Raw genomic sequence first — 10,975 nt, forward strand, 5'->3', positions numbered from 1 at the left:
ATCCCTCGGCCGGCCGGCTGAGCCGGCTTCTATACGCCGATGACTTTGCTGAGGTGATCGCCCAGCCGGCAGGCCAATGCGACGATCGTCGTCGTCGGGTTGCATTCGCCGGACGTGCAGAACACCGAAGAGCCGCCGACATAGAGATTGTCCATGCCATGCACCTTTGAGTTGGCGTCGACCACGCTCTTGATCACATCCGTGCCCATACGGGTGCCGCCCATATGGTGGTGGCCGGCCAGCTCCTCATTCGTCGGATAGTCCCCGCCATTGGTGAGCCAGTCGGCGATGCGCACCCGGCCGAGATCCTTCTGGACGAGCGTCGTCCCAAACAGCCTCAAGCCCTCGAGAAGCGTGCGGCGCTCCAGCTCCGACTTTTTCCAGTGCAGCTCGATGCGCGGCACGCCGGCATGGTCGACATCGGCTTTCGACAACTGAATCCGGTTCGAGGCCAGCGGCGCCTGTTCCCAGGTGACATAGAGCTGGGCGGCGCAGCGCAGGTCCTGGCTGAGCTGATAGGACACCCATTCGGCCATCTCGGGCGCCGTGCAGGCGAGGTCGGCGATGACGCGTTTGACCCCGGGGTACGGCGTCTCGATCAGCCTGATCCCGAAATTCATGATCTCAAGGCGCTCCATGGCGGCAAGCGTCGGCGAGAAGAAGGCCTCGTTGGTGGCGTCGACCTCGAACGCGCTATAGTCGGCGAGGATGGCATTGCCGCCCTCGAAGGTCGGATGCTCCATCCAGTAGCGGCCGAGCGCCGTCGCTTTCGGCACCACGCCGCCATTCGAGCGCTGGTTCGACCACAGCAGCAGCCGCGAGTTTTCCAAGCCGCCGGTGCAGACGATGAAATAGTCGGCGGTGAAGGAACCGGCATCCTGGCCGTTCGACCACAATTTGGCGCCGGTCACTCGTTTGCCATCGCCGGCAAGCTCGGTGGCATAGGTGTTGAGCACCACGGCGACGTTCCTGCTCTTGTCGAGCTCTTCGGCGAATTTTTCGCCGAAGCGCACGGCCGGGCTTTTGATCAGTTGCACCCAGCGAATGTCGTCCGAGATCGGCACATCCGGCCGGAAATCGGGAAGTTCGAGGATATCGTGGACTTCAGGCAGGTAGGGCTCGATGTCGGCACGGCTGATAGGCCAGCCGGTATCCGGCGCCCAGGCCTTGGGCTCGAAATCTTGGCTGTCGAGCACGCGGCACCAGCCGGCCCAGTGATTGGAGCTGCCGCCCATGAAGCGCAGCCGGGTGATGTCGAGATCGAAATAGGGATCGCCGACCGTGGCGCCGCGGTAGAAATCCTGCGAATCATCGCTGAACTCACGGGAGCCGGCCTCCAGCACCACAACCGGAATGCCGGCCGCGCCAAGCTTCCTGGCGATCGTGGTGCCGGCTGGCCCAGAGCCGAGAATGCATACCTTGGCGGTGAAATTCACCGCGGGAAATGCCTCGTAGCTGTCGAAGATCACGCCAGATCGCTCCTTTTGAGGATCCAACCATTGATCTCGACGATTGCGTCCGGATCGGCATCGGGCAGCTTGCGGAACAGCGACAGGGCCGGCAACGCGATCAGCGCCTGCATGATCGTGCGGCGCGACATTTTCTTTGTGAAGAAACTCATGACACGTCTCTCGATGGGGCCTTTATCCACGCATGGCGTTCCCAGAACGTCACATGCTCGCCAAGAGAAGCCAATTCCGTGCCAAACCTAGCCGCACACTTGCTTAAGCCGTGTAAACGGCCCGGCGGGACCGCTCAAGCCGCTTCGGAAATGTCCGTGTCCAGGATGGTCAGATTGCGGCCGCGGTGCTTGGCCTGGTAAAGGCGCCGGTCGGCGGCACGCATCAGATCCGATACGGCGGCGCCCTCGCCGCAGGTGACGCCACCGATGCTGACGGTGAGGGGTATGATCCGCTCATCAACGGGACGGAAGCGGATCAGCTCGACTTCACGGCGAATGCGCTCGGCGACGCGTTTGGCTTCCTGCTCGGTGGCGCCGATCAGGAACGCGCCGAATTCCTCGCCGCCGATGCGGCCGATCACGTCTCCGCTGCGCACGCCGCGCTCGATCGCGCTTGCAATGAGGAGCAGCGCGTCGTCGCCGGTCAGATGGCCGTAGCTGTCGTTGATGATCTTGAAGTGGTCGGCATCGATGATCAGCAACGCACCGCGATCGGATTTCCGCCGGGAGGCGTCGAGCGCCGCAAAGAAGCTCTCGCGGTTGAGCATCCCGGTCATGTCGTCGCGGCTCGCCTTTTCCGACAGGCGCCGATGCGCGGCGGCGAGTTGGGCATGAGCGCGGGCGAGATCGCGATGGGCGCCTTTCAGCCTCTCGCCCTGCCAGAATGTATAAGCGCTAGCAATCCAGGCAAGCGCGAGCGGGCAGACCGTGCACGTCAGCCACATCGTGCGGTTGAACGGAAAGCCCATTGCCGGGACGACGATCAGCGTCAACAAAAGCGAGACCGCGAGGGAGGCGAAAGCGACGGCGGCAGACTTCAGAAATATGCGGCTCATCGCTGGCTCCCCCTCGACCGTCTGTGTGCCAGCAAGCCCTGAATGCCACCTTTCTGCGATGCCTAAAATTTGAATCATGGCGTCATTTTCGCCGCCCGCAACCCGCATAAGTTGTGGATAAAGCCTCTGCCAAAAGCAATGTTTCGTGCCATAAGGATTGCATGACCACACTCCCGGATCCCGCCCGCTTTGCCCATGTCACCGACTGGGTGTTCGACCTCGACAACACGCTCTATCCGCACCATTCGAACCTGTTCTCGCAGATCGACGTGAAGATGACCGCCTATGTCGGAGAGCTGCTGACGCTGCCGCGCGACGATGCCCGCAAGCTGCAGAAGGAACTCTATAGGGAATACGGCACGACGCTGAACGGCCTGATGGCGCGCCACGGCATCGATCCCGACGACTTTCTCGAGAAGGTCCACGACATCGACTATTCCTGGCTGGTTCCCGATCCCGTTCTCGGCACCGCCATTCGCCAGCTTCCCGGCCGCAAGTTCATCTTCACCAATGGCGACCGCAGGCATGCCGAACGCACCGCGCGCCAACTCGGCATCCTCGACCATTTCGACGACATCTTCGATATCGTCGCCGCCGGACTGAACCCCAAGCCGGCGCGCCGGACCTACGAGAAGTTTGCGGAACTCCACGCCGTCACCGGCCACAATGCGGTGATGTTCGAGGACTTGGCCCGCAACCTGTCCGTGCCGAAATCGCTGGGCATGACCACGGTGCTGGTCGTGCCGCGCAACTTCGAGCCGACCTTCTCGGAAATCTGGGAACGTGACCCGGCCAACGAGGACGACGTGGATTTCGTCACCGACGATCTTGCCGAATTCCTTACTGCGATCGTCGAAGTCCCAGCCTAGAGCACTTCATCGTTTCACGGAAACGCCGAACCGCTCTAATTATTTGTTTTTACGCAATTCCGAACGGAAAACCGCTCCGCACTTTTCCTAGAATTGCTCTAGTGCATGTCGCCAAAAGCATGCCCTCGGGGTTGACCCGTGGGTCCGCAGCGAGGTCTCAGAGCTTGTAGAAACGGCTGATAATCCCCCAGGCCTCGTCGGCGGTGTCGACGAAATCGATGATGTCCTGGTCGCCGGGGGTGATCGTGCCTTGCTCGGCGAGGAAATCGAGGTCGATCGCCCTTTTCCAGAAAGCCTTGCCGAACAGGATCACCGGCACGCGCTCCATGCGGCCGGTCTGGATCAGGGTCAGCGTCTCGAAGAATTCGTCCATCGTGCCGAAGCCGCCCGGAAACACCGCGACAGCCTTGGCGCGCATGACGAAATGCATCTTGCGGACCGCGAAATAGTGGAAGTTGAAACAGAGCTCCGGCGTCACATAGGCATTCGGCGCCTGCTCGTGCGGCAACACGATGTTGAGGCCGATCGACGGTGCGCCGACATCGTCGGCGCCGCGGTTGCCGGCTTCCATGACGCCGGGTCCGCCGCCGGTCACCACGACGAATTCGCGATAATACGAGGTGGCCGACTGCTGCGAGCAGAGGCGGGCGAATTTTCGCGCTTCCTCATAATATTTGCTGTTTTTCTCAAGGTTCTTCTTCTGCGTCTCGTTCTTGGCCGCCCAGGCTTCTCCGCCCGGCTCGGGGATGCGCGCGCCACCGAATAGGATGACGGTCGAGCGGATGCCGCGCTCGGCCAGGATCATCTCCGGCTTCAACAGTTCGAGCTGTAGCCTGACCGCGCGCAGTTCGCGCCGTGTCATGAAGTCGGGATCGTTCCAGGCCAACCGGTAGGTTTCGGCGCGCGTCTGCGGCGTATCCGGCACGCTTTTCGAACGCTCCAGATCCTCGTCCGAATGCGGCAGCGGCGTCCACCCCGCCTTTTCCATAGGAGTCATGTTACCTACCGTCCAATTATTCACTTGCGCCGTCCCGTGGCGCAGCCGCGATTGACCCTCACCAAGCCTTCACATAGGGTCCGGCGACTTTCAAAACAGGTTAAGGCGTGGCCCCTTAACAGCTTGGTAATGGAGCGAATTCATGTCGAAGCCCGATCTGGCGAGTCTCGAAAAGATCATCGAAGAAGCCTTCGAGGAACGCGACACGATTTCGACGGCAACCCGTGGCGCGACGCGCGACGCCATCCAGTCGGCGCTCGACCTGCTCGACCGGGGTGTCGCCCGCGTTGCCGAGCGCCAGGCCGACGGCAAATGGCATGTCAACCAGTGGCTGAAGAAAGCGGTGCTGCTGTCCTTCCGGCTCAACCCGATGGAGATCATCAAGGGCGGCCCCGGCCAGGCCGTGTGGTGGGACAAGGTGCCGTCGAAATTCGACGGCTGGAGCGCCATCGATTTCGAGAAGGCAGGTTTTCGCGCCGTGCCGTCATCGATCGTGCGGCGCTCCGCCTATGTCGCGCCAGGTGCCGTGCTGATGCCGTCCTTCGTCAATGTCGGCGCCTATGTCGACAGCGGCACCATGGTCGACACCTGGGCCTCGGTCGGCTCCTGCGCCCAGATCGGCAAGAACGTGCATCTGTCGGGCGGCGTCGGCATCGGCGGCGTGCTGGAGCCGATGCAGGCCGCTCCCACCATCATCGAGGACAATTGCTTCATCGGCGCACGCTCCGAAGTGGTCGAAGGCTGCATCGTGCGCGAGGGCTCGGTGCTCGGCATGGGCGTCTTCATCGGCCAGTCGACCAAGATCGTCGACCGCGCCACCGGCGAGGTCTTCTACGGCGAAGTGCCGGCCAATTCCGTCGTCGTCGCCGGCTCGCTGCCCGGCAAGCCGTTGCCCGGCGGCGAGCCCGGTCCGAGCCTCTACTGCGCCGTCATCGTCAAGCGTGTCGATGCCAGGACCCGCTCCAAAACCTCGATCAATGAACTGCTTCGCGATTGATCCTTCGCAAAAAACGGACGCACCCGATTGCTCGACAGACCTCGATTTCTCTGGCTTTTCTTCAGCCTTTCCGGGCGAGTGAACCCCAGCGCCTACGTTCTGGCCGGTCTTTTGCCGCTCCTCGTTCAGCTTTTTCTGCTCTACCAGTTCTCGCGAACGCCGCTCGGCACTGCCGCAAGCCAGTACTGGGCGCTCGCCTGGTGGATCGCTGTGGTCGTCTCGACCTGGTCGACCTTTGCGCTAACGGCGAAGCGGTTCCATGATTTCGGCAAGCCTACCTACTTTGCATTGATCTCTCTCGTCATCGGCGCCATTCTCCTTATCATTCTCGCCTTTTTCAAAAGTGATCCCGGACCCAACCGCTACGGCAAACACACCAATGCACCGGCCGAATCCTGAACGTCGATCGGGTCTCTCGCCATGCGTTACCGCACGCTTGATTCGAAACTGATCATCGAAACCGCCGAGCGACTGGAAAAACGCGTCGCCGACCGTTTTCCCGATGCAGGCTTGCGTGGCGTCGCCATCGAACTTGTGTCGCTGTCGCGTGATCTGGCCAAGGAAGCGAAGGCGTTGGAAGTGCCGATCTGGTGGCTGCGTGGCGTCATCATCGCCGCCATTGCCGCCGGCGCGCTGATGTTCCTGTTCGTCGGCACCATCCTGCCGCTCGGCCGTGTCTCGGCAAACCACGATGCCATCCAGTCGGTGCAGGGCATAGAATCCTCGATCAACGTGATCATCCTGACGGCGCTGGGCTTCCTGGCCTTGATCCGAACCGAGGAGCGTATCAAGCGCAAGCAGGTGTTTCGCAAGCTTCACGGCTTGCGATCGCTGATCCATGTCATCGACATGCATCAGCTGACCAAGGATCCGGCAGTGCTTTCAGCCGACTTCAAGCCGGCATCGCATTCACCGGCACGCATAACCGACCGTGCCGATCTCGCCCGCTATCTCGACTATTGCTCCGAAATGCTGTCGATCACCGGCAAAATCGCCGCGCTGTTCGCCCAGTCGGTCAACGACAATGTCGTCGTCGATGGCGTCAACGACATCGAGACTCTCGCCTCCAACCTGTCTCGGAAGATCTGGCAAAAGATCACGCTGATCGAAGGCCGGCACTGATCGCTTCCGGTGTCAGGCCGGGCGATCCATGATTTTCCTGCTCTGCCTTGCGAACCAGTGCCGTGACACGCTTTATCAGCGGCGCCGGCGTGCCCTCTCTGTCAGCCAGGCGCAGGATCGCACCTTGCAGCTCGTCGATCTCGGTCGGCCGGCCGCGCTGCAGATCGTCCCACATCGACGAGCGTGCCTCGGGATCGATCGCAAGCATGCGCCGCGCCAGGACCTTGAACAGCCCGTCGGGCAGACGGAGCAGTTTTGGCAGCAGCGCCGGGCGCAGGCCGGCGATCCGCGCCGGCTCGATGCTCGACGCCCGCATTGCCGCCAACGCCTCGTCGATCTGGCCGGCCAGGATCAGCCGCCAGCGGCGGTCGGCCAATTGCGTTGCCAGCGGCAGGCCGCAAAGCGCCACCAGCGCGTTGTTCAAGTTGAGCAGCAGCTTGCCCCACAGCACCGCGGTCATGTCGCCATGCGCGGCGACTGCGAACCCATCGACGTCGAGCAGTTCATCGAGGCCGGCGATCCCTTCTTCGATCATCACCTTGCCCTCGCTGGCGCGATGCACGCGAAGCTGCAATTCGCCATCCGGTGACTGGACCACGTTGAACGGCACCATGCCTGCGAGCACAGGTCGCCCAGTAAGCCTTGCCCGCAGCCTGTCGGCATTGTCGACGCCGTTCTGCAGGCTGACCACCACCGCGTCCGGGCGGGCGTGGCCGGCAATGAGCGCCGCCATGTCTTCAGTAGCGCCGCTCTTGACCGTCACAAGAATGATTTCGGCACCGCGCAAGGCGACCGCCGGATCGGCGGTGACCGAAAGCCCATCCGGTTTGATGGAGCGGTCGCGGCCGTCAAGGTCGGTGACCCGCAACCCGTCCTTCCGCAAGGCCTCTTCGATGCGCGGCCGCGCCAGCAGAATTACCCGTCGCCCGGCGAGCGCTAGACAGCCGCCAGCATAGCAACCAATGCTGCCGGCGCCGGCAATGACGATCCTCCTGTCCTCGTTGGCCATCTGATGGTGCTGCCTCGGCCTGCGACTATACGACATGAAAACCATAATGTCGGCGGGATGGCTGGCCCCTATGTCTGGCCGTGACAGGCCTTACGCTTTCGACTATCGCTTTTGCCCATGACGTTGCCTTCCGATCCCGCCAGAAATCTAGCCGCCCTTATCCGCTGTGCCTCGGTGACGCCCGCTGAAGGCGGAGCACTGAGCACGCTCGAAACAATGCTGAAGCCGCTCGGCTTTTCCGTCGAGCGCCCGGTGTTTTCGGAAGGCGGCACGCCCGATATCGAAAATCTCTATGCGCGGCGCTCCGGCAACGGTCCGCATCTGATGTTCGCTGGGCATACCGACGTGGTGCCGGTCGGCGACGAAGCTTCATGGACGCATCCGCCTTTCGCCGCCGAGATCGCCAAGGGCGAGATGTTCGGCCGCGGTGCCGTCGACATGAAGGGCGGCATCGCCTGTTTCATCGCCGCGGTGGCGCGCCATCTCGAATCGAAAGGCGGCCTGAAAGGCTCGGTCTCGCTGCTGATCACCGGCGACGAAGAAGGACCAGCCATCAACGGCACGACAAAGCTGCTCGAATGGGCGGCCGCCAAGGGCGAGAAATGGGATGCGTCCGTCGTCGGCGAGCCGACCAATCCCGACGCGCTGGGCGATATGATCAAGATCGGCCGGCGCGGTTCGCTGTCCGGCAGCATCATCGTCAACGGCCGGCAGGGCCACGCCGCCTATCCGCAGCTTGCCGACAACCCGGTGCGCGGCCTGGTGACGCTGGTCGACGCCTTGCTGCACCCCGTCTTCGACGAGGGCACAAAGGATTTCCAGCCGACCAATCTGGAGGTGACCTCGATCGACGTCGGCAATCCGGCCACCAATGTCATTCCGGCGAAGGCGACCGCCACCTTCAACATCCGCTTCAACGACACATGGACCGCCGAGACCATCCAGGCGGAAATCCACAACCGTCTCGACAAGGCGGCGAAGCGCAAGAAATACCGGGCCGGCAAGACGATGCCGGTCGATTACGAGCTCCTCTGGCGCGATCGACCGAGCCACGTCTTCCTCACTCGCGACGACCGGCTGATCGAGACGTTCAGCGGCTCGGTCAAGGCGGTGATCGGCAGGAAGCCGGCGCTTTCCACCTCCGGCGGCACCTCAGACGCCCGCTTCATCAAGGACTATTGTCCGGTGGTCGAGTTCGGGCTGGTCGGCAAGACCATGCACATGGTCGATGAACGCGTCGCGCTTGCCGACCTCGAGACGCTGACGCAAATTTATCAGCGCTTCATCGAAGACTGGTTCGAGCGAGGCATATCGTAACCATGCTTTCGTCGGATGAAACCTATGCTTCGCTGACCGGCGCCTGGCGACTGATGCTCGGCAAGGCCGACGGGCTGCGCCTGCTCGACCTTTCGGCCGACGGTTTCTGGAATTCCTTCTTCGCCATCATCGTCGCGGCACCGGCGCTGATCGTCGGTTGGGTCGGCCTTGCCAACGAGATCGGCGATCCGGATGCATTCGCGGGGCGCTTCAGCATGCTGATCCGTCTGGCGACGGTCGACATTGGCGCCTGGGTACTGCCGCTTGTCGGCCTTGCCTTTATCGCGCCGCGTGCCGGCATTGGCGGGCGCTTCGTCCACTATGTCGTCGCCAGCAACTGGGCGTCGGCGATCATCGCCTGGATGATGCTGCCGTCGGCGTTGATCAGGCTTTTCCTGCCTTCCACCAACGAGTTCGCCGTACTGGCGTCGCTGCTTTTGTTTGCGCTGTCGATGGTCCTGACCTGGCGGATGACAAACATCGCCATCGGCAGGGGCGCAGCTGTCGGCACCGCCGTCTTCGCCGGCATGTTCGTGGCGTCGCTGGTCGTTCTGTTCGGCCTGCAGGCGCTGCTCGGCATCGGTGCGCCCGCTTAATCGACTTTCGGATAATCCACACCGACGAGAAAAAGTCCGTCGGGCGGCGCAACCTGGCCGCAGGCTGCACGGTCGCGCGCATCGAGCGCCGCCTTCAGGTCGGCAATTGTCCAGCCGCCTTCGCCGACGCGCTTCAGCGAGCCGACCATCGAGCGCACCTGATTGTGCAGGAACGAGCGCGCCGAGGCTCGCACTTCGATCACGTCAGCCAGCCGACTGACATCCAGCCGATCAAGCGTCCGGATCGGGCTGTCGGCCTGGCATTGGGTCGAGCGGAACGTAGTGAAATCATGCCGCCCCAGCAGCACTTTTGCCGCCTCGTGCATGGCCTCGGCGTCGAGCCGCTTCGGCACCCACCAGATCTTGCCCTTGTCGAGCGCTGCCGGCGCGCGCCGGTTGACGATGCGGTAGAGATAGTGGCGGCCGATCGCCGAGAAACGCGCGTCGAAGCTATCAGGCACGACAGCCGCCTTGAGGACGGCGATGCGCGCCTTGGCCGCTTGCAGATGGGCATTGACCGCATCGCGCACCTTGTCATCAGGCCACACCTTGACGAGATCGACATGCGCCACCTGGCCGGTCGCATGGACGCCGGCATCGGTGCGGCCTGCGCCGCGCAGCGAGACCTGCTCGCCGCAGAATTTCTCGATCGCCTGCTCGATCGCCTGCTGCACCGAAGGCTGGTCTGCCTGGCGCTGCCAGCCGGCATAGAGGCTGCCGTCATATTCGATGTCCAGGCGAAAACGCGGCATTCCTAAAGCAGGATGAGGTTAGGCGGCGAGCGCGGAGCCGAAGGCCGAAGCGTAGACCAGCTTGCCGGTCTCAGGCGCCTCGCCCCAGGCCAGCGCCTGCAGCGCGTCGCCCTGATATTCGCTCTCGAATTTTTCGGCGCGTGCGTGGCTGTAGCCGAAGCGGCCATAATAGGCGGGATCGCCAAGCACCACCGCCAGCACCTCGCCGGCGTCCTTGAGGCGGATATGCGCCTCGCGGACCAGCGCGCCGCCGATGCCGGTGCCATGGAATGACGGCTCGACCGCCAAAGGCGCCAGCGCCACCGCCGGGAAGCTCTTGCCGCCATTCTGCACGAAAAGCCTGGAAAACAGGATGTGGCCGACCACCTGCCCATCTTCGTCCGCCACCAGCTCGACGACGGCATCGCCGCCGGTGACCAGCGCGTCGACCAGTCCGGCCTCCGCCTGCTGGCCGAATGCGTGTTCCTCGACGAGGCGGATCGCCTCGCGGTCCCGCGGCGTCGCCGCGCGTATCGACATCATGCTCATGAGAATTTCGTTCCTTTTTCGAGCTTGGCCCCGCGCAGAAACTCTTGCGCGGCAATGGGCCTTCCGCCCGCACGTTGAACTTCGACCAGCCTGATGGCGCCTGACCCGCAGGCGACCGTCAGGCGGTCATCGAGAATTCCTCCCGACTCGCCGGCGCCTTGCGAAAGCGTCGAGCGAAGCAGTTTCAGCCGTTCCAGGCGGCCGCCGATTTCGGTCTCGCACCACGCGCCGGGAAAAGGCGACAGGCCGCGAATATGATCGTGGACTTCGC

13 protein-coding genes and 1 pseudogene are annotated in these 10,975 nt (G+C 63.0%); 6 read left to right on the forward strand and 8 right to left on the reverse strand.

The features are described 5' to 3' along the window. Nucleotides 1–29: 29 nt before the first annotated feature. From EOB36_RS22690 to EOB36_RS22700, 3 genes are all read right to left on the reverse strand, one after another. Entirely contained in the window at nucleotides 30–1,469 is a 1,440-nt protein-coding gene (locus tag EOB36_RS22690; protein ID WP_095484547.1) for a GMC family oxidoreductase, read from the reverse strand. Then, the gene (locus EOB36_RS22695) at nucleotides 1,466–1,621 is read right to left on the reverse strand and encodes a hypothetical protein (protein ID WP_101954462.1); all 156 of its coding nucleotides are present in this window, start codon (nucleotides 1,619–1,621) and stop codon (nucleotides 1,466–1,468) included. Before EOB36_RS22695 ends, EOB36_RS22690 begins: the two co-directional genes overlap by 4 nt. 134 nt (nucleotides 1,622–1,755) lie before the next feature. Further along, nucleotides 1,756–2,517 (reverse strand): GGDEF domain-containing protein, encoded by a 762-nt coding sequence (locus tag EOB36_RS22700; protein WP_095485073.1) that lies wholly within the window; start codon nucleotides 2,515–2,517, stop codon nucleotides 1,756–1,758. Between the two features lie 161 nt (nucleotides 2,518–2,678). On the opposite strand from EOB36_RS22700, the gene EOB36_RS22705 reads away from it, so the two are divergent. Further along, a complete protein-coding gene (locus tag EOB36_RS22705; protein WP_095484548.1) occupies nucleotides 2,679–3,386 on the forward strand; it encodes a pyrimidine 5'-nucleotidase in 708 nt (235 codons plus the stop codon). A 157-nt stretch (nucleotides 3,387–3,543) separates the two neighbouring features. Here EOB36_RS22705 and EOB36_RS22710 read toward each other — a convergent pair whose 3' ends face one another. Continuing rightward, nucleotides 3,544–4,383 carry an LOG family protein gene (locus EOB36_RS22710; protein ID WP_095484549.1) on the reverse strand — a complete coding sequence of 280 codons (840 nt, stop codon included), beginning with the start codon at nucleotides 4,381–4,383 and terminating at the stop codon, nucleotides 3,544–3,546. Between the two features lie 142 nt (nucleotides 4,384–4,525). Between EOB36_RS22710 and dapD the strand changes: the two genes are divergently transcribed. From dapD to EOB36_RS22725, 3 genes are read left to right on the forward strand one after another with little or no spacing between them, the layout of a single operon-like run. Beyond that, nucleotides 4,526–5,380 (forward strand): 2,3,4,5-tetrahydropyridine-2,6-dicarboxylate N-succinyltransferase, encoded by an 855-nt coding sequence (dapD, locus tag EOB36_RS22715; RefSeq protein WP_128285730.1) that lies wholly within the window; start codon nucleotides 4,526–4,528, stop codon nucleotides 5,378–5,380. A gap of 27 nt (nucleotides 5,381–5,407) precedes the next feature. Continuing rightward, complete coding sequence (locus EOB36_RS22720; RefSeq protein WP_128285731.1) at nucleotides 5,408–5,779, forward strand: DUF805 domain-containing protein; 372 nt, start codon at nucleotides 5,408–5,410, stop codon at nucleotides 5,777–5,779. A gap of 21 nt (nucleotides 5,780–5,800) precedes the next feature. Further along, the gene (locus EOB36_RS22725; RefSeq protein WP_128285732.1) at nucleotides 5,801–6,502 is read left to right on the forward strand and encodes a hypothetical protein; all 702 of its coding nucleotides are present in this window, start codon (nucleotides 5,801–5,803) and stop codon (nucleotides 6,500–6,502) included. Here the strand turns inward: EOB36_RS22725 and EOB36_RS22730 are convergent. After that, entirely contained in the window at nucleotides 6,477–7,511 is a 1,035-nt protein-coding gene (locus EOB36_RS22730) for a 2-dehydropantoate 2-reductase (protein ID WP_128285733.1), read from the reverse strand. The genes EOB36_RS22725 and EOB36_RS22730 overlap by 26 nt on opposite strands. Before the next feature lie 117 nt (nucleotides 7,512–7,628). Between EOB36_RS22730 and dapE the strand changes: the two genes are divergently transcribed. Beyond that, the gene (gene dapE, locus EOB36_RS22735) at nucleotides 7,629–8,828 is read left to right on the forward strand and encodes a succinyl-diaminopimelate desuccinylase (protein ID WP_128285734.1); all 1,200 of its coding nucleotides are present in this window, start codon (nucleotides 7,629–7,631) and stop codon (nucleotides 8,826–8,828) included. Nucleotides 8,829–8,830: 2 nt separating this feature from the next. Next, nucleotides 8,831–9,424 carry a transporter gene (locus tag EOB36_RS22740; protein ID WP_126104061.1) on the forward strand — a complete coding sequence of 198 codons (594 nt, stop codon included), beginning with the start codon at nucleotides 8,831–8,833 and terminating at the stop codon, nucleotides 9,422–9,424. Here the strand turns inward: EOB36_RS22740 and truA are convergent. The 3 genes and pseudogenes from truA to EOB36_RS22755 all read right to left on the reverse strand — a co-directional run. After that, entirely contained in the window at nucleotides 9,421–10,176 is a 756-nt protein-coding gene (gene truA / locus EOB36_RS22745) for a tRNA pseudouridine(38-40) synthase TruA (protein WP_128285735.1), read from the reverse strand. The genes EOB36_RS22740 and truA overlap by 4 nt on opposite strands. A gap of 18 nt (nucleotides 10,177–10,194) precedes the next feature. Next, nucleotides 10,195–10,704 (reverse strand): N-acetyltransferase, encoded by a 510-nt coding sequence (locus EOB36_RS22750; RefSeq protein WP_095484556.1) that lies wholly within the window; start codon nucleotides 10,702–10,704, stop codon nucleotides 10,195–10,197. Next, nucleotides 10,701–10,975, reverse strand: a pseudogene (locus tag EOB36_RS22755) (methionyl-tRNA formyltransferase); the annotation flags it as partial. The gene EOB36_RS22750 and the pseudogene EOB36_RS22755, both read right to left, overlap by 4 nt.

The sequence above is a fragment of the Mesorhizobium sp. M6A.T.Cr.TU.017.01.1.1 genome, assembly GCF_004023115.1.
Taxonomy (GTDB): Bacteria; Pseudomonadota; Alphaproteobacteria; order Rhizobiales; family Rhizobiaceae; genus Mesorhizobium; species Mesorhizobium mediterraneum.